This window comes from Actinomadura syzygii, assembly GCF_008085905.1.
In the GTDB taxonomy this organism is placed as follows: domain Bacteria; phylum Actinomycetota; class Actinomycetes; order Streptosporangiales; family Streptosporangiaceae; genus Spirillospora; species Spirillospora syzygii.
The window spans coordinates 417,646-442,225 of record NZ_VSFF01000004.1; the positions used below are offsets into that span (position 1 = coordinate 417,646).

The following is a 24,580-nucleotide window of genomic DNA, read 5'->3' on the forward strand; positions in this document are numbered from 1 at the left end:
CGGATGGCTACCTATAGCACGCATGCCAATAATTCGAGATTGGTCAGACACTTAGGTATATGTCAGTGTTATGCGCCATGACGGAAACGGCGATGCGTTCGTACTGCCTGTCCGTGCAAGGCTGGCCACTTTCCCCGAACGACCTCGAAGCGGCCGTGAACGAGCTGACGGGATCGCCATGCCGCGCAATTCAGACCGTTCAGGGGGGAAATCTGACGGCATTGGTGGAATCCGTCCCGGGAGCAGGGCCTTCGGCCCGCCAGGTGCGGAGCGCCGTCATCGACGCCTGCGGCGCGGTGGTGGAGACGGTGGCGTTCGTCGACCCGGGATCGCTGACGGCCGACCGGGCGGAACTCGTGACCCGTTACCGCCGCGGGCTGCTGCCGGTCCGTGACGTCGACACACTGGCCACCCCGCCCGTCCCGCTGAGCACCGCCTCGGAGACCGAGCAGCCCGGCTCGCAAATCGCGGAAAGGACGCACGCCCAGGCCCTCTCCCCCCAGACTCCCGCGATGGAGGAGATCGCCGGTGCCGCAGCGGACCTGCTCGGCGTCCGCCCGGAGGACCTCGAACGCAGCGAAGACCTCATCGCTCTGGGCCTCGACTCCGTCCGCATCATGCAGCTCGCCAACGACTGGCTGCGCCAGGGTCTGGACGTCAAGTTCACCGACCTCGTTGAGTCGCCGACGATCGAGTCATGGCACGCATTGCTCCAGTCGTGCGGCGCCGTCCCTCTGCCACGATCAAAGACCGAACCGGTCGATCGCGACGCTCCCTTCGGTCTCACTCCGCTCCAGCACGCCTACTGGTTCGGCCGCCGCGACCGCCAGGTGCTCGGCGGCGTCGGCTGCCACTTCTACATCGAGTTCGACGGCCTCGCCATCGACCGCGACGCCCTAGAGCGCGCCGGCCGTGCCCTTTTCGAGCGGCACGACCTGCTGCGCGCCCGCTTCCTCGACGACGGCACCCAGCAGGTTCTGCCGCACAGCCCCTGGCCGGGCCTGACCGTCCACGACCTGACCACGGCGGACGACGCCGAAGAGGCCCTGCTCAAGACGCGCGAGAAGCTGTCGCACCGGCGTCTGGACGTCGATCGCGGCGAGGTGCTCGACCTGACGCTCTCCCTGCTGCCCGACGACGGCTACCGCCTGCACGTCAACATCGACCTCCTCGTTGCCGACGTCCGCAGCATCCAGATCGTCCTGGAAGACCTGGGCGCCCTCTATCGCGGCGAGGACGCCGATCTGCCTCCGCTGACCTACTCCTTCCGCGAATACCTCGCCGAGCGGGAACCGCTGCGGGCGAACGACCACGAGGCCGACCGCCGGTACTGGGCCGACCGTCTGCCCGAGCTGCCCTCCGGCCCGCCGCTGCCGCTGGCCGTCGATCCGGAGCGGGTGGAGCAGGTCCGGGTGGTGCGCCGCGACCGCAGGCTCACCGCCGAGGAGCGGGACCGGCTGGCCGACCGCGCCCGCGCGCACGGCGTCACGCTGCCGATGGTCATGGCCGCCGCGCTGGCCGAGGTCGTCGGCCTGTGGAGCGGCGCGTCGCGCTTCGTGCTCAACGTTCCGCTGTTCGACCGTCAGGCGATCCACCCGGACGTGGAGCACATGGTCGCCGACTTCTCCAACCTCGTCCTGCTGGAGGTGGACCTGTCACGGCCGCAGACGTTCGCGGAGCGCGTCGCGACGCTGCAGGCGCGCTTCCAGCGCGACGCGGCGCACTCGGCCTACTCCGGCGTTGAGGTTCTCCGCGACCTCAACCGGGGCGGCCGCCATGACCAGGTGACCGCGCCGGTGGTGTTCACCAGCGCGCTCGGCATGGGCGACCTCGTCGGCGCGGACGTGCAGCGGAGCCTCGGCCGCCTCGGTTCGATGCTGTCGCAGACGCCGCAGGTGTGGCTCGACCACCAGGTGGTCGAGGTCGACGGCGGGCTGCTGATCAACTGGGACGCCGTCGAGGAGCTGTTCCCGCCGGGCGTGCTGGACGGCATGGCCGACGGTCACGACCGGCTGCTGGACTGGCTGCTGGAGCACGACTGGGAAGCCGCCGCCCCACCGCTGGTACCGGCCGCCCAACTCGCCGTCCGCGCCACGGTCAACGACACCGCCGCTCCCCTCCCCCAAGGCACCCTGCACGAACGGTTCTTCGAGCTGGCTCACCGCGCCCCTTCCCGTCCCGCCTTGCACCACGCCGCCGGGCCCGCCATCAGCTACGGCGAACTCGCCGACCAGGCTCTGCGCGTCGCGGGCTTCCTCCATCGGAACGACGTCCGTCCGGACGACGCGGTGGCGGTGTGCCTGCCCAAAGGCCCCGGCCAGATCGCCGCGGTCCTCGGTGTACTGGCCGCAGGGGCGGTGTACGTCCCGGTCGGCGTCGACCAGCCGCCCGCGCGGCGCGAGCAGATCGTCCGCCGCGCCGACGCCCGCTTCACACTGACCCTGACACCCGACGAACTCCCCGACGTCCCGCCGCTGGACGCCCCCGTCGATGTGGACCCGGAGAGCAGCGCCTATGTGATCTTCACGTCGGGATCCACGGGCGAGCCGAAGGGCGTCGAGGTCAGCCATCGCGCCGCCCTCAACACCGTGCTGGACGTCAACGCCCGCTTCGGCATCACCGGCGACGACCGCGTCCTGGCGGTGTCGGCGCTGGACTTCGACCTGTCGGTCTGGGACGTCTTCGGCCTGCTGTCGGCCGGGGCCTCACTGGTAATGATCAACGAAGACCAGCGCCGCGACGCCGCCCAGTGGGCGCGGCTGGTCAACGAGCACCGGGTGACGGTCTGGAACACCGTGCCCGCGCTGCTGGACATGCTGCTGATCGCCGCCGATGACCCGCTCCCCTCCCTGCGACTGGCCCTGGTGTCCGGCGACTGGGTTCCCTTGGACCTGTCCGCCCGCCTAACTACCGCCGCGCCGCGATGTCGGCTCATCGCGCTCGGCGGCGCCACCGAAGCCGCTATCTGGTCCAACTACTGTCCGGTGCCACCCCGAATTCCATCCGAATGGGTCTCCGTCCCCTACGGCAGACCCCTGACGAACCAATGTTTCCGCGTCGTGGACCCGCAAGGCCGCGACTGCCCGGACTGGGGACGCGGAGAACTGTGGATCGGCGGAGCCGGAGTCGCCAAGGGCTACCGGGGCGACCCCGACACCACCGCCGCCAAGTTCGTCGAGCACGACGGAGTGCGCTGGTACCGCACAGGCGACATGGGGCGCTACTGGCCGGACGGCACATTGGAGTTCCTCGGCCGCATCGACCATCAGGTCAAAATCCGCGGCCACCGCATCGAACTCGGAGAAATCGAAGCGGCGCTGCTCTCCCATCCCCAGGTCGAACGGGCAATGGCCACCACTGTCGAGAGCGCCGCCCATCAATTGGCGGCCGTCATCGTCCCGACCGATGATCAGACCCGACTCGACGAGGACGACCTACGCGCGCACCTCGCCCAACACCTGCCGCCCTACATGGTCCCCGAGCACATCGCGCAACTCCCCAGCCTCCCCCTCACCGCCAACGGCAAGATCGACCGCGCCGCCGTCCGGACGATTCTCACCGGAGACCTCGTCGGACGTGCGGAACGTTTCGAGCCTCCTCGTCCCGGTATCGAAAGCGTCATGGCCGCGATCTGGACCGAGGTGCTGAAGGTACCGGCGGTGGGCCGTGACCAGAACTTCTTCGCGCTCGGCGGCGACAGCCTCCTGGCCACCCGTCTCATCCTCCGCCTGCGCGCCGCCGGAGTCGCGGACGCCGAGCTGACGAACCTGTTCGACAACCCCGAACTAGCCGCCTTCGCCCAAACCGCACGACTCGGCGAGGAGGAGGCCGCCGGAGCGTCCGTCCTGCGGGACGACCCGGAACACCGGCACGAGCCGTTCCCGCCCACCGACGTGCAGCGCGCCTACTGGTTCGGCCGCACCGACGACTTCGCTCTCGGCGGCGTCGGCTGCCACTTCTACACCGAATACGACTTCGACGGACTCGACCTGTCCCGTTTCGCCGCGGCGTGGAACCGGCTGATCGAACGGCACGAGATGCTGCGCGCGGTCTTCCAGCCCGACGGCGCGCAGCGTATCCTCCCCTCGGCGCCGGAGCTGACCATCCCGGTCACGGAAGCGGGCGACGGCACAGACCAGGCCCTTGCCGAGTTGCGCGAATCGATGTCGCACCAGCTCATCGATGTCACAAGGTGGCCGTTGTTCGACGTGCGCGCCGTGCGGTACGGCGAGGGCCGCGTCCGGATCGGCGTCAGTTTCGACAACATCGTCTTCGACGCGCTCAGCATCATGACCCTGCTGCGTGAGCTCGACGTCGTCTACCACGCCCCCGACGCCGAACTGCCGCCGACCGGCCCGTCCTTCCGCGACTACGTGCTCACGGTCGAGCCCGATCCGAAGGCGCGACGGGAGGCCGAGGAGTACTGGTCGAGCAGAGTCACCGAGCTGCCGCCCGCGCCGCAGCTTCCGCTGGCGAACGACCCGGCCGGCCTCGGCCGCCCGCGCTTCACCCGCCGCCAGATCCGCGTCCCCGCCGAGCAGTGGCGGACCGTCAAGGACACCGCCCGGCGGCACGGCCTCACCCTCTCGACCGTCCTCGCCACGGCGTTCGCCGACGCGCTCGGCGCGTGGAGCGCCCGCCGCGACATGACGATCAACCTCACCCTCTTCGACCGGCGCCAAGTACATCCCGACATCGACACGGTCCTGGGCGACTTCACTTCGCTGCTGCTCGTCGCCTACGAGCCGGGCGAGACGTGGCTGGACAGCGCCCGCCGACTCCAGCGCCGGGTGGCGCGCGACCTTGACCACAGCGACGTGTCCGCGCTGTGGGTGATGCGCGAACTGGCCAGGCGAACCGGCTCGTCCGACGTCGCCATGCCGGTGGTGTTCACCAGCACGCTCGGCGTGGCGGGCGAGGACGGCGCCCTGACCGGCACGCTCTTCGCCGACCCGGTCTGGGGCGTGTCGCAGACGCCGCAGGTGTGGATCGACCACCAGGTGGTCGAGGTCGACGGCGGGCTGGTCGTCAACTGGGACGCGGTCGAGGACCTGTTCCCGCCCGGCGTCCTGGACGCCATGACCGACGGATACGGCCGACTGCTGGAATGGCTGCTGGAGTCCGACTGGGACGCGGCCGCGCCGTCGCTGGTCCCGGCGCCGCAGCTCGCGGTGCGGGCGGCGGCCAACGACACGGCGGCGCCGGTTCCCGAGGGCACGCTGCACGGCCGCTTCTTCGAACGGGCGCGCCGTGATCCGTCCCGCGCGGCGATCCACCCGGGCATCTCCTACGGCGAGTTGGCCGGACGGGCGTTGCGGGTGGCGGGCTTCCTGCGCGAGCGCGGTGTGCACGCGGGCGAGGCGGTGGCGGTGTCGTTGCCGAAGGGCCCCGACCAGGTCGCGGCGGTGCTGGGCGTTCTGGCGGCCGGGGCGCTCTACGTGCCGATCGGGGTCGACCAGCCCGAGGCCCGGCGCGAGCAGATCATGCGCCGCGCCGACGCGCGCCTGCTGCTGACCGAGCTGCCCACGGGCGAGCCGTTGGACGCCCCGCTGGAAGTGAAGCCGGACGCGAGCGCGTATGTGATCTTCACGTCCGGTTCCACGGGCGAGCCGAAGGGCGTGGAGGTCTCCCATCGCGCGGCGCTGAACACGGTGCTGGACGTCAACGCCCGCTTCGGCATCAGCGAGGACGACCGAGTGCTGGCGGTGTCCGCGCTGGACTTCGACCTGTCGGTATGGGACGTGTTCGGGACGCTGTCCGCCGGTGGATCGCTGGTGATGGTGGAAGAGGACGACCGCCGCGACGCCGCCCGATGGGCGCGCCTGGTCGCCGAGCATCGCGTGACGGTGTGGAACACGGTGCCCGCGCTGCTGGACATGCTGCTGGTGGCCGAACGCGGGCAACTGAGCTCGCTGCGGCTGGCGATGGTGTCGGGCGACTGGGTCCCCCTGGACATGTCGGCCCGGCTCGCACGGGTCGCGCCGGAGTGCGGGCTGATCGCACTCGGCGGCGCGACCGAGGCCGCGATCTGGTCCAACTACTGCCCGGTGCCCGCCGAGGTGCCGCCGGAATGGGTGTCGGTGCCCTACGGCCGTCCCTTGGCCAACCAGTGCTTCCGGGTCGTCGACTCGCTCGGCCGCGACTGCCCCGACTGGGCTCCTGGAGAGCTGTGGATCGGCGGCGCGGGAGTGGCTGAAGGGTATCGGGGCGACCCGGACACCACCCGCGCCAAGTTCGTCGATCACGAGGGGATGCGGTGGTACCGCACCGGCGACATGGGCCGCTACTGGCCGGACGGAACCCTGGAGTTCCTGGGCCGGGTGGACCACCAGGTCAAGGTCCGCGGCCACCGCATCGAACTCGGCGAGATCGAGGCGGCACTGCTCTCCCACCCGGACGTGAAGCGCGCGGTGGCGACCACGGTCGGCGGAGCCGCCCGTGGGCTGGCCGCGCTGGTCGTCCCGGCCGGTGACCTGGACGCAGAAGACCTGGACGCTGACGACCTCCGCGACCGGCTGGCCGAGCGGCTCCCGCCGTACATGATCCCCGAACCGGTCGTCCAGGTCCCCGACCTCCCCCTCACCCCCAACGGAAAGATCGACCGGAACGCGCTCCGCCGCCTGGTCGAGGAGCACGGCAACGGCCGCGTGGAGAACGCCCCGCCCACCGGACCGGTCGAGGAGGCCCTCGCCCGGATCTGGGAGGCGCTGCTCGACGTCCCCGACGTGGGCAGGCATCAGAACTTCGTGACCCTCGGCGGCGACAGCGTGCTGGCCACCCGCCTGGCCGAGGAGATCAGGATCGAGTTCGGCGTCGAGCTCCCCCTGCGAGCGCTGTTCGCCGAGCCGACCATCGCCGAGCACGCGGCCCTGGTCGAGCGGCGCCACGACGACGGAGCCTTCGAGGAGGGGACGATATGACGGCTGGTCAGCTCATCGCCGAACTGGCCCGCGAGGGCGTGCACCTGTGGGAAGAGGCGGGCCGGCTGCGGTTCCGCGCTCCCGAGGGCGTCCTCACCGAGGAGCGGCGCGCGCAGCTCGCCGCCCGCAAGGACGAACTGCTGGACCACCTGAGCCGCCCGGCCACGCCGGAGCTGGTGCCCGAGCCCGACGCCCGGCACGAGCCGTTCCCCCTCACCGACGTCCAGGCCGCCTACCTGCTCGGCCGGGGCGACGCCTTCGACTACGGCGGCACCGCCTGCCAGGTCTACGCGGAGCTGGCCTTCGCGGACCTGGACGCGCGTCGCATGGAGGACGCCTGGAACCGCCTCGTCGAGCGGCACGACATGCTGCGCTGCACCGTCCACGTGGAGGGCTACCAGGTCACCGCTGCCGAGACGCCCCGGTACGGCATCGAGGTCGCCGACCTGCGAGGCCGCTCCCCCGCCGAGGTCGAGGCCCATGTCGCCGCCACCAGGAGCGCCATGGACGGCCACCGCTACGACCCCGCGGTCTGGCCGCTGTTCGACGTGCGGATCACCCGGACCGGCGACCGCGATCTCCTGCACGTCTCCATCGACTTCCTCATCGCCGACTACCTGAGCATCCAGCTCCTGCTCACCGAGTTGAAGCGCCTCTATCTCGACCCGGGCGCGGAACTGCCGCCGCTGGAGATCACCTTCCGCGACTACGTGGCGGCGGCCCGGGGCCTGCGCGACGGCGCCGCCTACGAGCGCGACCGCCGCTACTGGGAGGACCGGCTGGACGATCTGCCCGGGACGCCCGAACTGCCGCTCCGCGAGGACCGGGAGGTCCAGGCGACCGGCTCCTTCACCCGCCACGCGGTCCGCTTCTCGCCCGACGAATGGAGCGGGCTGCGCGGACGGGCGGCGGCGCACGGCGTCACCCCCTCGACCGCCGTGCTCGCCGCCTTCGCCGAGGTCGTCGGCCGCTGGAGCCGCCAGCCGGCGTTCTGCCTCAACCTCACGCTGCTCAACCGGCATCCGCTCCACCCGCAGGTGGGTTCGCTCGTGGGCGACTTCACCACCGTCAGCCTCCTTGAGGTGGACGGCGCCGGAGGCGGCTTCGCCGACCGCGCCGCCGGGCTCCAGCAGCGGCTCTGGGACGACCTGGACCACCGGCTCTACTCGGGCGTGGAACTGATGCGCGAGATGGCCCGCCGTCAGGGCAGGCGGACCGCCCTGTACCCGATCGTCTTCACCAGCACGGTCGGGCTCAGCGACGAGAACGAGGGCATGCGCGGCCTGGCCGAGGTGGTGCACGGCGGGAGCCGGACACCCCAGGTGTGGATCGACTGCCAGGCCCTCGTCGAGAACGGCGTCCTTGAGGTCAGGGCCGACGTGCGCGACGGCGTCTTCCCCGCCGGGCTGATCGAGGACCTGTTCGGCGCTCTGCGCACGCTGCTCCTCGACCTGGCCGCGTCCGACTCCGCGTGGACGTCGCCCGCGCCGGTCGGGCTGCCCGACGCGCAGGCCGAGCGGCGCGACCGCGCCAACGCGACCGCCGCGCCCCGTCCCGAAGGACTGCTCCACGAGCCCGTCATGGCCCAGGCGGCGGCCACGCCGGACGCGCCCGCCGTCGTCACCGCGGAGCGCACGCTGACCTACGGCGAGTTGCTCGCGCGGGCCACGGCCGTGGCCGAGAGCCTGGCGGGAGCGGATGACGCGCCCGTCGCGGTGCTCATGGAGAAGGGCTGGGAGCAGGTCGTCGCCGTGCTCGGCACGATGCTCGCCGGCGCCGCCTACCTGCCCGTGGACGCCGGTCAGCCGCCCGCCCGGCGCGAGCGCATCATGGCCGACGCCGGGGTGACCACGGCGCTGACCCAATCCTGGATCGGAGCGCGCCCGCCCGGGGTGCGCTGCGTGGACGTCGACACGACGCCGCCCTCCAGCGCCCCCGTCCCCACCAGTCGTGCCCGCCCCGGCGATCTCGCTTATGTCATCTACACGTCCGGCTCCACCGGCGAGCCCAAGGGCGTGATGATCTCCCATGAGGCGGCGCTCAACACGGTGGCCGACATCGACCGCCGCTTCTCGGTCACCGCGGCCGACCGGGTGCTCGGCCTGGCGAGCCTCGGTTTCGACCTTTCCGTCTACGACGTCTTCGGCCCCTTGGCCGTGGGCGGCGCGCTGGTGCTGCCCGGCCCGCAGGAGCGCGGCGACCCGGCCCGCTGGGCGCGGCTCATCGCCGAGCACGGGGTCACGCTGTGGAACTCCGTCCCCGCGCAACTCCAGATGCTGGCCCACTACCTGGACGCCGACCCCGAGGCCGACCTGCGAACGCTCAGGCTGGCACTGCTCAGCGGCGACTGGATCCCGGTCACGCTCCCCTCGGCCGTCCGCGCGCGGCTGCCCGGCGTCGAGCTGGTCAGCCTCGGCGGCGCGACCGAGGCGTCGATCTGGTCGATCTACCACCCGATCGGCGACCTCTCACCTGACTGGACGAGCGTCCCGTACGGGAAACCGCTGGCCAACCAGACCTTCCACGTCCTGGACCGGGCGATGCGGCCGTGCCCGGACTGGGTGGCCGGCGAGCTCTACATCGGCGGCGCCGGGGTCGCGCTGGGATATCTGGGCGACGAGGCGAAGACGGCGCAGCGGTTCGTCCGGCATCCGGAGACCGGCGAGCGCCTCTACCGCACCGGGGACCTCGGACGCTACCGCGAGGACGGGGTGATCGAGTTCCTCGGCCGCGAGGACCGGCAGGTCAAGATCCGCGGGCACCGGATCGAGCTCGCGGAGGTCGAGGCCGCCGTCCAGGAGCACCCGGCGGTCGCCGCCGCCCACGTGCTGGTCGACGGCGACGGCCTGGAGCGCCGCCTCGCCGCCTTCGCCGAGCCCGCCCGCGACCGGTCGGATGGGCCCACGGAAGAACTGGCGAACGAGCTGCGCACGGCGGGAGCCCGCGCCGCCGACCCGCACACCGCGCACCTCGACCGCGACGAACTCATGGAGTTCATGACCCGCCTGGACAGGGCCGCCGTCATCGGCATCATGCGCGCCCTTGTGCGGCAGGGGCTGTTCAGCGCACCCGGCGAGACGGCCACCACCGAGGAGGTCATCGAGACCATCGGCGCGGCCCCCCGGCACCACCGGCTGGTGCGCCGCTGGCTGCGCGTCCTGGAGAACGAGGGGTTCCTGGAGCGGGACGGGAACGTCCGCCGCGCGGTGCGCACCGCCGACGAGCACGACCTCGACGCCGCCTGGGAGTCGGTCGCCGGACTGCAACGCGAGGACAGCTACCCCGCCGTCCTGATCGACTACTTCAGGACCAGCACCGATCACCTGCCCGAGCTGGTCCGCGACGAGCTGGACCCGCTGCCGCTGCTCTTCCCCGAGGGCCGCCTGGAGATCTCCGAGGCGGCCTACCGGGAGAACGTCATCAGCCGCTACGTCAACCACGCCGCCATCGAGATGCTGCGGCGCATCGCCGGACGGCACGACGGCGGCCTGCGGGTGCTGGAGGTCGGCGCCGGCGTCGGCGGCATCAGCGCGCAGCTGATCCCGGCGCTGGCGGAGTACGACGTCGACTACCTGTTCACCGACGTCTCGCCGTTCTTCCTCAACGAGGCCCGCGAGCGCTTCGGCGACCGGCCCTGGGTGCGCTACGGGCTGTTCGACATCAACGAGGACTTCCGCGGGCAGGGGTACAGGCCCAACGACTTCGAGGTCATCGTCTGCGTGAACGTCCTGCACAACTCCCGCCACGCGGGCCGGGTGCTCGACCGGCTGACGCAGATGCTGCGGCCCGGCGGCTGGCTGGTGTTCGTCGAGACCACCGAGGACAGCTACCAGATCATGACCTCGATGGAGTTCATGATGCCGGAGAAGGACCCGCGCAAATGGGACTACGAGGACTCGCGCAAGGGCCTCGACCAGACCTTCCTCGGCCGCGAGCAGTGGCAGGAGCTGCTGCTCGACGCGGGCGCCGACACGACCGTGTGCCTCCCCGGCCCGGAGGACGTGACGGGCAGGCTCGGGCAGCACGTCTTCGCCGCCCGGTTCAAGGCGGACCGGCGGCCCCTGGACGTCACCGCGCTGGCCGGCCACCTGGCCGGACGGCTGCCCGAGTACATGATCCCGGCGCACCTCCAGATCGTCGACGAGCTGCCGCTGACCCGCAACGGCAAGGTGGACACGGCCGCGCTGCGCTCCTGGCTGCCGCACGCCGCCGCGAGCCGCGCCTCGGCGGGCGGTCCGCCCCGCGACGACCTGGAGCGGGAGCTGGCCGCCATCTGGGCCGAGGTGCTCGGCGTCGCCGAGCCCAACCGCGACGACGACTTCTTCGACCTCGGTGGGGACTCCCTCGTGGTCGCCAAGCTTGCCGCCACGCTCCGCGCCCGCGTGCCCGCCGCGGAGGAGGCGCTCTGGGACGACCTGGTCCGCCAGATCCTGCACCGGCCGACCGTGGCCGCGCTCGCCGAAGCGCTGCGCGAGGGAGGCGACCGCGACGGTGCCGCCAAGCGCGTCGACGCCTCGCCGCTCGTCCCGTTCGCCGGGGAGCCCGACCGCGCCGGGCCGCTGCGCGTCCTCGTCCACGAGGGCAGCGGCACGCTCGCCCCCTACCGGGCGCTGTCGCGGCTGCTGGCGGGCAAGGGCGGCGCGCTGGCCGGGCTCGCGATCACCGACGTCGAGTCCTACCTGGCCGAGGATCCACAGGGCCTGATCGAACGCCGGGCGGCGAGCTACACCCGGGCGCTGCTCGACACCGGCGCCGGCGCCTTCCACGTGGTCGGCTACTGCATGGGCGGCCTGCTGGCCACCGAGATCGCCAGGCAGCTCACCGAGGCGGGTTCCGACGTCGCGAGCCTCACCGTGATCAGCAGCTACACGCTGCCCCGGATCATCGAGGACGAGCTGGTCGTGGAGTACGTCTTCGCCAAGGTCATGGGCGCCGACCCGGCCGAAGCGGGCTACCCCGGAGACGAGCGGACGATGTCCGAGGTCTTCGAGCTGCTGCTCCGCGAAGACCAGGACAGGGTGCCCGCCGGGCGCGTCACCGCGCTCACCGGCGAGCTGGCGCCCGTCGCCGACGTCTTCCGCGCCCAGGCCAGCCGTCCGCAGGACGAACGGCTGGCCGCCATCGGCCGCGCCGCGAGCCGCCACGCGGACTCGGACGCCGACGTCGAACGGCAGGTCGCCGCCTTCTACCGGGTGGTGCGGCACAGCCTGCGCGCGGTCGGCGCCCACGCGCCGGAGCCGTACGCCGGTGACATCACGTTCCTGCGCCAGCTCGGCGACACGCGCTTCCTGCCGTGGCTGCGCGACGACATGACCGGCTTCTGGCGCGAGCTGTGCCTGGGCGAGCTGAGGGTGGCCGACATCCCCGGCGACCACTTCAGCTGCCTCCGTCCGCCGCACGTGGACGAGGTCGCCGCCCTGCTGACCCAGGGGTGGGAGCGGTCATGACCGTCGGCGTGATCGGATGCTACGGCGCGGTGGGCCGTGCGCTCGTGCGCCGCCTGCGGGGGCGGCTGCGCCTGGGCGGCAGGGACCTGACGCAGGTGCGGAAGCTGGCCCGTCCCGGCGTCGAAGCCGTCGAGGTGGACATCGACGACGACGCCCGGCTGGCGGAGTTCTGCAACGGCTGCGACGTGGTGGTGAACTGCGCGGGCCCTTCGGCGAGCATCGGCGACACGGTGGCCCAGGCCGCGCTGAGGGCGGGGGCCCACTACGTGGACGTGGCCGGAGACCAGCTCGACCGTTCGCGCCTCACGGCACTCGCCCGAGGACGCGCGACGGTGCTGGCCGCGGGGATGATGCCCGGCCTGTCCGCGCTGCTGCCCCGCGCGCTGGCGGAGCGGGTCGAGCGGCCCTCCCGGCTGGTCGCGCACGTCGGCGGCCTGGACCGCTTCACCAGGGCCGCCGCGCTCGACTACGTCGCCTCCCTGCACGGCGAGGACGCCGCTCCGCTGGCCGCCTGGCACGGCCACCGGCCGCTGCGCGGCGCGCTGCGTCCGGCGGAGAACGTCGTCCTGCCCCACTTTCCGGGACGTGTCAGCGCCTACCCCTACCTGAGCGGGGAGACGCAGCGGCTGGCTCGCACGCTGGAGCTCGCCGAGGTCGAGTGGTGGGGCGTCTTCGACGGTGAGCGGACACTTCGCGCGCTGTCCGGAGCCAGGGGCAGGGAGACCGGGCAGGCCGCCGAGGACCTCGAACTGGCCGCCCGCCTCGACGCGCTCGGCCGCCGCCCGTATTTCCAACTCGTCTTCGACATGGACGGACGAGTCCTCGTCGTCCGCGCCGCCGACAGTTACGAGCTGACCGCCGCGCTCGCGGCCACGACCACGCGGGCGGTGGCGGCGGGCCGGGTGCCGCCGGGCGCCCACGACGCCTCCGACGTGCTGGTCCCGGCCGCCGTGCTCAACGAGCTGCGCGACGACCCGGCCGTGGAGGTCACCGAACTGTCCCGCGCGCCCGTCGAGGAGGGGGTGCTATGACCACCGGCGCGCACGGAGGTCGGCGCCCGCGCGCACTGGTGTGCGGGACGGGCTTCGGCCGCGTGCACCTGGCCGCTCTCACCGCGCCCGACTCGGCCTTCGAGCTCGCCGGAATCCTGGCCAAGGGCGGCGAGCGCTCCAAGGCGTGCGCGAACGAGGCGGGCGTCCCCCTCTTCACCCAGGTCGAGGACGTGCCCGACGACATCGACCTGGCCTGCGTCGTCCTGCTCGGCGAGGTCAACGGGGGACCCGGCAGCACGGTGGCGACCGAGCTGATGGATCGCGGCGTGCACGTCCTGCAAGAGGGGCCGCTGCTGCGCGACGAACTGGTCGCGGCTCTGCGCGCCGCCCGCCGCAACCAGGTGGTCTACCACGTGAACAGCCACTACGTGCACCTCCCTCCGGTGCGGCGCTTCATCGCCGCCGCCCGCGCGCTGCGACCGGTGTACGTCGAGGCCGCCTGCGGCGTGCAGGTCTCCTACCACCTGTTCGACATCCTGGGCCGCGCGCTGGGCGGTCTTCGGCCGTTCGACCTGCCGCCCCCGACGGGACGCGGTCCGTTCCGGACGATCGACGGAACGCTGGCGGGCATCCCGTTCACGCTGCGCGTCCAGAACCAGTTGCACCCCGCAGACCCTGACAACCACGCCCACCTGCTGCACCGCGTCACCATCGGCACCGAGGGCGGCACGCTCTCCCTGGCCGAGACCCACGGCCCGGTGCTGTGGTCGCCCCGTCCGCACCTGCCCGCCGAGGCGAGGACGACGACCCGGCTCGACGCCGCCGCGGATCCCGGCCTCGACCTGCCCACCACCAGCGCGATCGGCCCCGCCGCTCCCCCGACGTATCGGGAGATCCTCGCGTCGATGTGGCCGACGGGCGCCCGCCGCGCGATGACGCGCACATGGACAGCCGTGCGTGAGGGCAGTGATCCATTGCGTGAGGGTCAGTACTACCTGACCGTGAGCTCGGTATGGCAGGCGATGGCCACTAGCCTCGGCTACCCCGAGCGCCTGTCCGGACCGCCGCACCGTCCGATGCCCGCCGACGAGCTGATCGCCGCCGCGAGAACGGAGTTGGAGGAATCACCGACATGACCGTCCGGCAACGGGAACGGTGGCTGCGTCCGCTGCGCGTCCAGGACGTGCCCCGCCTGCGCGTCGTCTGCTTCCCGCACGCGGGTGGCGCCGCAGGCTTCTTCAGGACGTGGGGAGCGCGCCTCCCCGACGGCGTCGAGTTGTACGGCGTCCAGTACCCGGGCCGCCAGGACCGGCTGCGCGAACCGCACGCACGGACCATGGACGAGCTCGTCGAGCCGGCCGCCGACGCCCTCGCGTCGCTGGGCGAGGTGCCGCTGGTCCTGTTCGGGCACAGCATGGGCGCCGCCGTGGCGCACGAGACGGCCCGGCGGCTGGAGGGCGCGCTCGGGCGCCCGCTGGCGGGGCTGGTCGTGTCCGGCCGTCCGGCTCCCGACCGGCTCCGTCCCACCGAGGTTCACCTGGGCGGCGAACCGGCGCTGGTCGCGGACCTCCGCAGGCTGGGCGGCACCAGCGACGAGGTCCTGGACGATCCGGCGTTGCGCGAGCTGGTCCTGCCGACGCTCGCCGCGGACTACCGGCTGATCGAGACCTACCGGCCCGCCGAACCTGCCCCGATCCGCACGCCGGTGTGCGCGTGCGTCTCCACCACCGACCCCGAGGTGGACCGCGACGAGGCCGCCGGATGGGAGCGCCACACCACCGGCCCGTTCCGGCTGCGGGTGTTCGCGGGCGACCACTTCTACCTGATCCCGCAGGAGGACGAGCTGGTCGAGCAGGTGCTGCTGTTCTGCGGCATGCCCGGCCGCTGGCCGTCCACCCCCTGACCCATCACGATCACCAACGGAAAGGAGCCCCTGATGAGCATCGAGAACGAGCTGCGCGAGCTGGAGGAGAAAGGCTGGGCGGCCATCTCGGTCGGCGACGGCGACTTCTACCGCGGTCTCGTCACCGACCGCACCGTCTGCGTCGAGCCAGACGGCCTGCAGACCGGCCACGAGCTGGCCGACGACATCGAGGCCAACAAGTCGCCGTTCGACGACTACACGCTCGACGACGTGAAGGTTCTGCCCCTGGGCGACGGGTCGGCGCTGATCACCTACAGGGCCACGATCCGGCTCACCGAGGCGGACTTCTCCTTCGAGCTCTACATGACGAGCGTCTACGAGCGCGGCGACGACGACTGGAGACTCGTCTTCCACCAGCAGACCCCCGTGAAGCAGGACGGCTGACGGCTCCAGGCGGCACAGAGGCCGCCCACATCGGAAGGTAGCGCTCATGCGCGAAGAGGGAGTCGAGGTCGAGCGCCTCCGCAAGGTCTTCGGCAAGAAGACCGCCTTGGAGGAGGTGTCGTTCACGGTCGAGCCGGGGGCCGTGGTCGGGCTGCTCGGCCCCAACGGCGCCGGCAAGACCACGACGGTGAACTGCCTGAGCACGCTTCTGCCGTTGGACGGCGGCCGGGCCTCGGTGGCGGGGCACGACGTGGCCGGCGATCCGGCGGGCGTCCGCGCCTCCATCGCGCTGACCGGGCAGTTCGCCGCCGTCGACGACATGCTGACCGGCCGGCAGAACCTCGTCCTGTTCGGCCGGCTGCTCAAGCTGGACCGCCGCGCCGCCGCCGCGCGGGCCGCCGAGCTGCTGGACGGGTTCCGGCTGGGCGATGCGGCCGACCAGCCCGTCAAGTCCTACTCCGGCGGCATGCGGCGGCGCCTGGACCTGGCGGCGGGCCTGGTGGTCAAGCGGCCCGTCCTCTTCCTCGACGAGCCGACGACCGGGCTCGACCCGGTCGGCCGCCAGGAGATGTGGGACATGGTCGAGGGCCTGCGCGCGGAGGGCGTCACGCTGCTCCTGACCACCCAGTACCTGGAGGAGGCGGACCGGCTGGCCGACCGGATCGTGGTCATCGACCACGGCCGGGTGATCGCGCAGGGCACCCCCGGCGAGCTGAAGAACCAGGTCGGCGGGCAGGTGTGCGAGGTGCGCGCCGAGCCGCGCGAGCGGACGCTGCGGGTGCTGCGGGAGCGGTTCGGCGACGTGGCGGAGTCCGGCGGCGGCGTGGTCACCGTCCGCGGCGCCGACCCCGGCACGCTCACGGACGTCGTCACGGTGCTGCGCGAGGCGGGGATCACCGCCGACGACATTCGTCTGCGGCGTCCCACTCTCGACGAGGTGTTCTTCACGCTGACCGGTGCGAAGGCCGACCGGGAGCACGAGGAGGTCGGCTGATGGCCACTGGCACAGAGGCGGGGCCGGTCAACCTCTTCGGGCAGGGACTGCTGCTGGCGGGACGCAACCTCCGGCTGAACTCGACGGCCGACACCGTCAGCACGATGGTGGTGTTCCCGATCGTCTTCGTCTTCGGGTTCCTGGCGCTCTTCCAGAACCTGCTGAAAACGCGCGGCGTCGACTACGCCCAGTTCCTGCCTCCGGCGATCGTCGTGCAGTGGATGTTCTCGGTGGCGATCACCGCCGCCTTCTTCTTCGCGTCCGACCGCCGGAGCGGCATGCTGGCGCGCTACCGGTCGCTGCCCATCAGCCGAGGTGCCGTGGTGGTGGGCCGGATCGCCGCCGACGCCGTCCGGGCGCTGCTCGCGATCGCGGTGATCATCGCGGCCGGGTACGCGGCGGGCTTCCGGTTCCAGGCCGGACCGGTGGCGTCCCTGGGGTTCGTGGTGCTTTCGGTGGGCTTCGCGCTCACGGTCTCGGCGGGCACCAGCGCGCTCGGGCTCGTCTCCCGCGACCCCGAGTCCGTCTCCTCGACGCTGCACGTCGTCTACCTGCCGCTGCTGATGGTGTCCTCGGCGTTCGTGCCCGCCGACGCCTTCCCCGGCTGGATCGAGCCGTTCGTGCGGCACCAGCCGGTGAGCGTCGTCCTCGACGCCCTGCGGGCGCTCGCGGACGGCGGCCCGACGGCCGGGCCGGTGCTGAGGGCGATCGCGTGGCTGGCGGCGCTGCTGGCGGTCTTCTCGGCGGCGGCGGTCCAGGCGTTCAGGAGGGCGGCATGAGCGTCATCACCGAGACGGGTCTGCTGGCGGGCCGCAACCTGCGGCGCTTCGCCAAGAGCACGCAACTGGTGGCCGACTCGCTGCTGTTCCCGCTGATCCTGCTCTTCCTCATGCTGCTGGTCTTCGGCGAGCTGGTCGACGACGCCTCCGGCGGCCGCTACATCGACCGGCTCGCCCCGGCCATCGTGCTGTTCAGCGCCGCCTACGGCGCGGTCGGCACCGGCCTCGGGTTCTTCACCGACCTGCGCGGCGGCATCGTCGACCGGTTCAGGGCCATGAACATCAGCCGGTTGTCCGTGCTGGGCGGACGGATCGTCAGCGACCTGGTGCGGGTCCTGCTGGTGGCGGCGGTCACCACGGGCGTCGCGCACGCGGTCGGGTTCCGCTTCACGCGGGGACCGCTGGCCGCGCTCGGCTTCTTCGCGGTCGTCGTCCTCTTCGCGTGGATCTTCCTGTGGCTCGCGGTCGTGGTGGCGATGTCGGCCAAGAGCGAGCAGGCGGTCAGCGGAGCCCTCAGCAGTCCGGTCACGCTGCTGCTGTTCCTGTCGTCGGGTTTCGTGCCGGTGGACCAGTTCGCCGCGTGGCTGCGGCCCGTGGTGCGCGCCAATCCGCTGTCGCTCGCGACCGACGCGCTGGTCGGGCTTTCCAGCGGCGGAGAGATATTGCGTCCGACGCTCTTCACCGTCGCCTGGGCGGTGGCCGCGACGGTGATATCGGTGCCGCTCGCCGTGCGCCTCTACAAATGAATTCGCCGGGCCTGCGCGCAGGCCCGGCGAATCCGGTCAGCCGCGTCGCCTGAATTCGAGGAGGCGGTACTCGATATGCCCTTCTTCCGCGGCGCATTTCGCGGCGCGCAGCAGTGCGGGCCGCCAGCCGTGCTCGGCCGCCAGCGCGCGCACGCGCCGCTCGTCGCCGAGATCGGTGAAGCCCAGCAGCAGCCTGCCGCCGGGCTCCAGGTGCGCGGCGGCGCCGCGGAAGAAGTCGGCGTGCGCCGCGTAGCCGGGGTCGAAGAAGGCCCGCTCCAAGGCGTCGGCGGGCCGGCCCTCGACGAAGTTGGAGTTCCAGTAGATGACGTCGAACCTGTCGTCGCTGGTCAGCTGCTCGAACATGTCGCCGCAGGCCACCTGGACCACGGGCCCGACGCCGTGCCGCTCGGCGTTCAGCCGGGTGTTCTCGGCGGCGGCCTCGCTGACGTCCAGCGCCGTCACCGAGGCGCAGCCGCGCAGCGCCGCCAGCACCGAGACGTGTCCCGTTCCGCTGCCGACCTCGCAGAAGGAACCGTGCGCGGGGTAGGGCAGCCATTCGGCGTACAGCGCCGACGACTGCGACAGATGGGGCGCGTAGACGCCGGGCAGGAGATCCCATTCCATGCCGAGCAGCCGGAATGTTCGAGGAGTGACGATTTCTCGGTGGCGGGCGATGAGAGCGTGTGCGACTTGGTGCATGCCGCCGATTATAGGGAAAAGTGTCCAGAATGCCACCGAATGAGGAGATGAAAAGAATGCCGACTCCGTTGCCGACCGATCCGCTGCGGCAGTTCACGCGGTGGCGGGACGAATGGCTCGCCGCCGACGCGCAGGCGCCCGACGCGCAGGCGCCCGGCTCCGCCGTGCTGGCCACGGCCGACCACCACGGCCGCCCCTCGGCCCGCTGGGTGGACGTGGCCTACGTCGACCACGGCTTCGTCTACTTCACCAACCACGCCAGCCGCAAGGCCGCGGACGTGGCCGTCAACCCGACGGCCGCGCTCTGCTTCGGCTGGCTCGCCAAGGGGCGCCAGGTCAGGGCCGAGGGCCCGGTCAGCCGGCTGGACGAGGTGGAGTCCGACACCTACTTCGCCACCCTGCCCCGCTCCCTCCAACTGCTGGCCTGGAGCAGCGACCAGTCCGCCGAGATCGACGACCGGCAGGTCGTGCGGGAGCGCTTCGACGCCGAACGGGCCCGGTTCAGCGGGCAGGAGGTGCCGCGTCCCGCCCACTGGGGCGGCTACCGGCTCACCCCGGAGGAGATGGAGTTCTGGCAGCGCCGAGCAGACGAGATCCAGGACCGGGTGCGCTACCGCCGCCGCGAGGAGGGCTGGCAGGCGGTCCGGGTGGCGCCGTGAGCAGCACAGGCCGTGAGGAGGAACCGATGATCGCCGGATGCGTGCCCTGGCCCGCGGAGACCGCCGAGCGCTACCGCGCGCTCGGTCTGTGGACCGGCCAGACCCTCGACGCCCTGCCGTCCGCCCACGGCGAGCGAACCGCCCTGGTCTCCGGCTCCTCCCGGCGCACGTACCGGGAACTCGCCGAGCGCGCCGCCCGCCTGGCCGCGGGGTTCCACGGCCTCGGACTGCGGCGGGGCGACAGGGTGATCGTGCAGATGCCGAACACGCCGGAGCTGATCGACACGCTCTTCGCCCTGCTGACGCTCGGCGCCGCCCCGGTGCTCGCGCTGCCCCCGCACCGGCGGGACGAGATCGGCCACCTGGCCGTCCACACCGAGGCAGCCGCCTATGTCGTCCCCGACGTCCATCAGGGTTTCGACCACCGCGAACTCGCCCGGGAGATCAGCGGGCCGCGGCATGTGATCGTCGCAGGAGAACCGGCGGAGTTCGAATCACTGTCGTCGCTCTACGCCGAACCCGCCGAGCTGCCACCGCCCGAGCCGGGCGACGTGGCCTTCTTCCTGCTGTCGGGCGGCACCACCGGACGCGCCAAACTGATCCCGCGCACCCACGACGACTACATGTGCAACATCAGGCTGAGCGCCGCCAATGCCCGTCTCGGCCCGGAGGATGTCTATCTGGCCGCACTCCCCATCGCGCACAACTACGCCCTCGGGTGCCCCGGCGTCCTGGGCACCTTCTACGCGGGCGGCAGCGTCGTGCTCAGTCCGACACCGAGTGTCGGTGACGCCTTCCCCCTCATCGAGGACGAGCGCGTCACCGTCACCGGCCTGGTTCCGTCGCTGGCGCTGCTGTGGGTGGACGCCGCCTCATGGAGCCCCCACGACCTTTCGAGTCTGCGCCTCGTCCAGCTCGGCGGCGCGGGCGTCAGCCCGGAACTGGCCCGCGACGTCGGCCGACGGCTCGGCCCGGTGCAGCAGTCGTTCGGGATGGCCGAAGGGCTGCTCAGTCAAAGTCCCCCGGACGACCCGCCCGAGCTGCTGACCAGCGTCCAGGGGAAACCGCTGTCGGCGCACGACGAGGTCCGCATCGTGGACGAGGCGGACGACGAGGTGCCGCCCGGGGAGACGGGAGAGCTGCTCGTCCGCGGGCCGTACACGATCAGGGGCTACTTCCGAGCCGAGGAGCACAACAGCCGGGCCTTCACCCCCGACGGCTTCTTCCGCACCGGCGACCTGGCCCGCCGCGCCGAGACCGGCCACCTGGAGATCCGCGGCCGCGTCAAGGACGTCATCAACCGCGGCGCCGACAAGGTGCCCGCCGACGAGGTCGAGGAGCACCTGCTGGCCCACCCGGACGTGCGGGCCGCCGCCGTGGTCCCGGTGCCCGACGCCTACCTCGGCGAACGCACCTGCGCCTACATCGTCGCCCGGGACGAGCCCCCCACGCTCAAGACGGTCGCCGCGTTCATGCGCGAACGCGGCGTGGCCGCCTACAAGATCCCCGATCGCGTGGTCATCGTCCCCCGGCTGCCGCTCACACCGGTCGGCAAGGTCGACAAGGCCAGACTCCAGGACACGTCGCCGTGATCAGCGGAATCGCGCAGCAGCCCGACTGGGGCGACCCCGCACTGCTCGACCACGTCACCGACGAGCTGCGCCTGATGCCGCCGCTGGTCAGCCGGGCGGAGTGCGACCGGTTCAGCCAGGCCGTCGCGCGTGTCGCCCGAGGCGAGGGTTTCCTTCTCCAGGGCGGCGACTGCGCCGAGCGCTTCCGCGAGTCCGGACCCGCCGAGGTGCGCGCCAAACTCGCCCAGCTCTACGGCCTTACGGAGGCGATCCGCTCGGCCTCCGGCGAGGCGGCCGTGCCGGTTGGACGCCTGGCCGGCCAGTACGGCAAGCCCCGCTCGGCTCCCTACGAGCGCACGGCCGATGGCGTCGTCGTCCCGTCCTATCGCGGCGACGCCGTCAACAGCCCTGCCACGGATGCCCGGCACCCCGATCCCACTCGGCTCCTCCGCGCCCACCAGTGCGCCGAGCGGGTGTTGCGGGTGGTACGCGACTCCTGGGTGGATCGGTCGCCGCTGGAGCGGGCCTATGTCTCCCACGAGGCGCTGCTGCTCGACTACGAGCGTCCGCTGGTGCGCGGCGACTACGCCGCCTCGGCGCACTCGGTATGGATCGGGGACCGCACCCGCCAGTCCGACGGGCAGCACGTCGCCTTCGCGCGCTCCGTCGCCAACACCGTCGGCGTCAAGATCGGGCCTGTCATCAGCCCGGCGCAGGCCGTCCAGCTCAGCCGCCTGCTGAACCCGCACGGCGAGGACGGCCGGCTGCTCTTCATCGTCCGGCTCGGCAGCACTCGTGTGCGCTGCCTCCTGCCCGAGATGGTGGCGGAGGTCGAGAGGCGGGGTAGGCCGGTCGTGTGGCTGTGCGACCCCATGCACGGCAACACGATGCGAATCGGAAAGGGCCCCAAGACCCGGCTCATGGAGGCGATCCTGGACGAGATCGTGGCGTTCGTCCGCGTGATGCGAGCCCATCGAAGGCACCCGGCCGGACTGCATCTTGAGATGACCCCCGAGGACGTCACGGAGTGCACCACCGCGCCCGCCCCGTTCCGGCCACCGCCCGAACTGCCGCACTACCGCACGGCCTGCGACCCCCGGCTGAACGCGACGCAGGCCGCCGAGGTGGTCGAGCGATTCGCCGCCCTCCTCTGAGGAAGGAAGAACCGATGGGCTTCGACGGCATCCCGCGCAAGGCGTTCGACTTCTACAAGGAGCTGGAGGCCGACAACACGCGCGAACATTGGCACGCACACAAAGCCGACTACGACAGCGCGGTTCGCGAACCGATGCAGACGCTCCTGGACGAACTGGAGGAGGAGTTCGGACCGGCCAAGCTTTTCAGGCCACAGCGCGACACCCGGTTCAGCAACGACAAGTCGCCCTACAAGACCAACCAGGGTGCCACTGTGGGCGACAAGGGCCCCGCCGGTTACTACCTGCAACTCGATGCCGACGGTCTTTTCGTCGGCGGGGGCTTTCACGCCTTCACCCCCGACAGCACCGCCGGGTATCGAGCCGCCGTCGCCGACGACAAGGCGGGCCCCGAGGCGCAGGCGATCGTGGATCAACTGCGCGAAAAGGGGTTCTCCCTGGTCGGCGAACGGGTCAAGACCCAGCCGCGCGGCTACTCGGCCGATCATCCACGGATCGAATTGATCCGGTACAAGTCACTGGGGGCCGAGAAACGCATCCCCAAGACCAAGGCCACCGGTAGGGACGTGCTGTCCACCGTCCGCGACACCTTGCGCGACCTGCGCCCTTTGGTCGAATGGCTCTCCACACACACCGCAACGTGAAACTCCTGACGCGCGGCCGCCGAAGAGGCCGCCGACCGACGAGAAAAATCCTCGATCGCGGTTCCCGTTGATCTTGAGTTCGGCCCTCTTACAGGTGACGGCCCGAGCACGCGCCATTCCGAGCGCCCGCGCGGGCCGGGACCGAGCGGGTGGAGGGATGGACGTGTGGACGGTGGTCGCAGCGGTGGCGCCGGTGCTGGGCGCGGTGATCGGTGTGGTCGACGGCCGGTTACGGGCCCGGCGGGATCGGTACCGGCGGGCCGGTGATGAGTGATGAGCACGACCGGGAGGCCGCGCGCCGCCGCGTCCCCGGCCCGGCCAGCGACGGCGGCGACGTGCGGGCCGGGATGGCGGCGATGCGACGGGACTTCCTCGAATTCTTCGACGCGGAGTTCTCGTCGGTGGTCAGGTTCGTGATGCGCGACGGCGCCGGCGTCCACGATGCTCAGGACAGCGCGCAGCACGCGTTCGTGCAGGGCTGGCGGATGGCGCGTGACGGTCGATGGGATCGGATCGACCAACCGCGTGCCTGGATCCGCACGGTGGCGCTGCGCCATCACCGGGCCCGCGATCGGATGGAGGTCCTTGTCCGGCAAATGCCCGAGACGGCCGTCCCCGGCGCGGGGCACGACGAGCTGACCGGCCAGGCCCGCGACCTGGTGGCCGCACTGCGCCTGTTGGACCACGACACCCGGATGGTGCTGGCTCTGCATCTGGACGACATCCCCACCCGGGCCATCTCCGCACACCTGAGCATCTCCGAGCAACGCGTCCGGGACCTGCTCAAAAGGGCCCGCCGCACGCTCAGGAAACACCTGGCCGTGCCACCGCGACAGCCGACGGCGTCATCGGACGGGTTCCCAACGGCCGACCACGAGGGAAGGCCCGAGCAATGACGTCCTACTTCATTTTCGGGCAGGGCCGTGACGACTTCGGAGACGAACCCACCGGCACCGACCTCACCGACGTCGAACTGGACGCCGCCCTTGCCGTCGGCGATGTCGAGCTGCTCGACCATGTGCAGGCACATTCCGACCCGGCGTCCGTGCTGAGCGCCCTGCTCAACGACAGTGCCGCTGGCACCGCGTCGGACCGGGCCGCTTTTCCGTCCAGCCGCGCCGCCGCCTCGCCGCCCCACTCCGTGCAGGCAGCCGAGCGAATCCTCGCCCGCAGCCACGCCCGCGACCTCTTCACCCAGCTCGAACGCGCTTGTGGCCGCGACCCCGCCGTCAACGGCAGCGTCATCCTCGCCCGCGCTCGCATCACCGCCCTCACCCTCATCCACGCCCTCCAACTCGTCCGCGCCCTCGTCGAGCTCGACCGCGCCCGGGAACTCCACCATGCGCTCTCCCGTGCCTTCGCACTCGCCCGTCCCGCCGAACGGGATCGCGTCCTCGAACAGGCCCTCGACCTTGCCCGTGGCCTTGCCCGCGACCTGGCGGCACGGCCGGTGGACGCCTCCGGCGCCGACCTGACCATCGTGCGAGTGTCCGACCTGGCGGTGCTGGACGGGGTGGTGTGGGACGAGGACACCCGCTGGCCGTTCGATCTGCGCGAGCGGATCGTCAGCCGCTCGGAGGAGATCGCCTCCGGCGTCTACCGGGTGCGCGGCGGCACCGAACGCGACCCGCAGGCGGTATCCGGACGGTGACGCTCACCGCCCCGTA

General features: G+C 71.8%; 16 protein-coding genes. 15 read left to right on the plus strand and 1 reads right to left on the minus strand.

Annotated elements, in window-relative coordinates; all coding sequences use genetic code 11:
* Window positions 1-263: 263 nt before the first annotated feature.
* The 9 genes from FXF65_RS11925 to FXF65_RS11965 are packed head-to-tail and all read left to right on the plus strand — an operon-like array spanning window position 264 to window position 18,186.
* Entirely contained in the window at window positions 264-6,920 is a 6,657-nt protein-coding gene (locus FXF65_RS11925; protein ID WP_246198504.1) for a non-ribosomal peptide synthetase, read from the plus strand.
* Window positions 6,917-12,367, plus strand: a complete 5,451-nt coding sequence (locus tag FXF65_RS11930) for a non-ribosomal peptide synthetase (protein WP_148349820.1) — start codon at window positions 6,917-6,919, stop codon at window positions 12,365-12,367. Before FXF65_RS11925 ends, FXF65_RS11930 begins: the two co-directional genes overlap by 4 nt.
* Window positions 12,364-13,398: a saccharopine dehydrogenase NADP-binding domain-containing protein gene (locus tag FXF65_RS11935; protein ID WP_148349821.1), complete on the plus strand. Its 1,035-nt coding sequence runs from the start codon at window positions 12,364-12,366 to the stop codon at window positions 13,396-13,398. The genes FXF65_RS11930 and FXF65_RS11935 overlap by 4 nt, the downstream gene beginning before the upstream one ends.
* The gene (locus FXF65_RS11940; RefSeq protein ID WP_148349822.1) at window positions 13,395-14,495 is read left to right on the plus strand and encodes a Gfo/Idh/MocA family oxidoreductase; all 1,101 of its coding nucleotides are present in this window, start codon (window positions 13,395-13,397) and stop codon (window positions 14,493-14,495) included. The genes FXF65_RS11935 and FXF65_RS11940 overlap by 4 nt, the downstream gene beginning before the upstream one ends.
* Complete coding sequence (locus FXF65_RS11945; protein WP_148349823.1) at window positions 14,492-15,262, plus strand: thioesterase II family protein; 771 nt, start codon at window positions 14,492-14,494, stop codon at window positions 15,260-15,262. The genes FXF65_RS11940 and FXF65_RS11945 overlap by 4 nt, the downstream gene beginning before the upstream one ends.
* A 33-nt stretch (window positions 15,263-15,295) precedes the next feature.
* Window positions 15,296-15,667, plus strand: a complete 372-nt coding sequence (locus tag FXF65_RS11950; RefSeq protein ID WP_148349824.1) for a nuclear transport factor 2 family protein — start codon at window positions 15,296-15,298, stop codon at window positions 15,665-15,667.
* A 46-nt stretch (window positions 15,668-15,713) separates the two neighbouring features.
* Entirely contained in the window at window positions 15,714-16,661 is a 948-nt protein-coding gene (locus FXF65_RS11955) for an ATP-binding cassette domain-containing protein (RefSeq protein WP_148349825.1), read from the plus strand.
* Window positions 16,661-17,440, plus strand: coding sequence for an ABC transporter permease (locus FXF65_RS11960; RefSeq protein ID WP_148349826.1), 780 nt, complete (start codon window positions 16,661-16,663; stop codon window positions 17,438-17,440). The genes FXF65_RS11955 and FXF65_RS11960 overlap by 1 nt, the downstream gene beginning before the upstream one ends.
* Window positions 17,437-18,186 carry an ABC transporter permease gene (locus FXF65_RS11965; protein WP_148349827.1) on the plus strand — a complete coding sequence of 250 codons (750 nt, stop codon included), beginning with the start codon at window positions 17,437-17,439 and terminating at the stop codon, window positions 18,184-18,186. Before FXF65_RS11960 ends, FXF65_RS11965 begins: the two co-directional genes overlap by 4 nt.
* 36 nt (window positions 18,187-18,222) lie before the next feature.
* Here the strand turns inward: FXF65_RS11965 and FXF65_RS11970 are convergent, their stop codons facing one another.
* A complete protein-coding gene (locus FXF65_RS11970; protein ID WP_148349828.1) occupies window positions 18,223-18,885 on the minus strand; it encodes a methyltransferase in 663 nt (220 codons plus the stop codon).
* A 56-nt stretch (window positions 18,886-18,941) separates the two neighbouring features.
* Between FXF65_RS11970 and pdxH the strand changes: the two genes are divergently transcribed.
* The 6 genes from pdxH to FXF65_RS12000 all read left to right on the plus strand — a co-directional run bounded on the left by pdxH (window position 18,942) and on the right by FXF65_RS12000 (window position 24,564).
* Window positions 18,942-19,544, plus strand: coding sequence for a pyridoxamine 5'-phosphate oxidase (gene pdxH, locus FXF65_RS11975; protein WP_246198505.1), 603 nt, complete (start codon window positions 18,942-18,944; stop codon window positions 19,542-19,544).
* Between the two features lie 26 nt (window positions 19,545-19,570).
* Entirely contained in the window at window positions 19,571-21,136 is a 1,566-nt protein-coding gene (locus tag FXF65_RS11980; RefSeq protein WP_148349830.1) for a (2,3-dihydroxybenzoyl)adenylate synthase, read from the plus strand.
* Window positions 21,133-22,269: a 3-deoxy-7-phosphoheptulonate synthase gene (locus FXF65_RS11985; RefSeq protein ID WP_246198506.1), complete on the plus strand. Its 1,137-nt coding sequence runs from the start codon at window positions 21,133-21,135 to the stop codon at window positions 22,267-22,269. The genes FXF65_RS11980 and FXF65_RS11985 overlap by 4 nt, the downstream gene beginning before the upstream one ends.
* Before the next feature lie 14 nt (window positions 22,270-22,283).
* The gene (locus tag FXF65_RS11990) at window positions 22,284-22,913 is read left to right on the plus strand and encodes a DUF2461 domain-containing protein (protein WP_148349831.1); all 630 of its coding nucleotides are present in this window, start codon (window positions 22,284-22,286) and stop codon (window positions 22,911-22,913) included.
* 266 nt (window positions 22,914-23,179) lie between these two features.
* Complete coding sequence (locus FXF65_RS11995; RefSeq protein WP_148349832.1) at window positions 23,180-23,809, plus strand: RNA polymerase sigma factor; 630 nt, start codon at window positions 23,180-23,182, stop codon at window positions 23,807-23,809.
* The gene (locus FXF65_RS12000; protein ID WP_148349833.1) at window positions 23,806-24,564 is read left to right on the plus strand and encodes a hypothetical protein; all 759 of its coding nucleotides are present in this window, start codon (window positions 23,806-23,808) and stop codon (window positions 24,562-24,564) included. The genes FXF65_RS11995 and FXF65_RS12000 overlap by 4 nt, the downstream gene beginning before the upstream one ends.
* The last annotated feature ends 16 nt before the right edge of the window (window positions 24,565-24,580 follow it).

Excerpts from the sequence above, each read along its gene's own strand:
- FXF65_RS11930 (WP_148349820.1), top strand. The coding sequence starts at position 6,917 with ATGACGGCTGGTCAGCTCATCGCCGAACTGGCCCGCGAGGGCGTGCAC.
- FXF65_RS11935 (WP_148349821.1), top strand. The coding sequence starts at position 12,364 with ATGACCGTCGGCGTGATCGGATGCTACGGCGCGGTGGGCCGTGCGCTC.
- FXF65_RS11940 (WP_148349822.1), top strand. The coding sequence starts at position 13,395 with ATGACCACCGGCGCGCACGGAGGTCGGCGCCCGCGCGCACTGGTGTGC.
- FXF65_RS11945 (WP_148349823.1), top strand. The coding sequence starts at position 14,492 with ATGACCGTCCGGCAACGGGAACGGTGGCTGCGTCCGCTGCGCGTCCAG.
- FXF65_RS11950 (WP_148349824.1), top strand. The coding sequence starts at position 15,296 with ATGAGCATCGAGAACGAGCTGCGCGAGCTGGAGGAGAAAGGCTGGGCG.
- FXF65_RS11955 (WP_148349825.1), top strand. The coding sequence starts at position 15,714 with ATGCGCGAAGAGGGAGTCGAGGTCGAGCGCCTCCGCAAGGTCTTCGGC.
- FXF65_RS11960 (WP_148349826.1), top strand. The coding sequence starts at position 16,661 with ATGGCCACTGGCACAGAGGCGGGGCCGGTCAACCTCTTCGGGCAGGGA.
- FXF65_RS11965 (WP_148349827.1), top strand. The coding sequence starts at position 17,437 with ATGAGCGTCATCACCGAGACGGGTCTGCTGGCGGGCCGCAACCTGCGG.
- FXF65_RS11970 (WP_148349828.1), bottom strand. The coding sequence starts at position 18,885 with ATGCACCAAGTCGCACACGCTCTCATCGCCCGCCACCGAGAAATCGTC.
- pdxH (WP_246198505.1), top strand. The coding sequence starts at position 18,942 with ATGCCGACTCCGTTGCCGACCGATCCGCTGCGGCAGTTCACGCGGTGG.
- FXF65_RS11980 (WP_148349830.1), top strand. The coding sequence starts at position 19,571 with ATGATCGCCGGATGCGTGCCCTGGCCCGCGGAGACCGCCGAGCGCTAC.
- FXF65_RS11990 (WP_148349831.1), top strand. The coding sequence starts at position 22,284 with ATGGGCTTCGACGGCATCCCGCGCAAGGCGTTCGACTTCTACAAGGAG.
- FXF65_RS11995 (WP_148349832.1), top strand. The coding sequence starts at position 23,180 with ATGAGTGATGAGCACGACCGGGAGGCCGCGCGCCGCCGCGTCCCCGGC.
- FXF65_RS12000 (WP_148349833.1), top strand. The coding sequence starts at position 23,806 with ATGACGTCCTACTTCATTTTCGGGCAGGGCCGTGACGACTTCGGAGAC.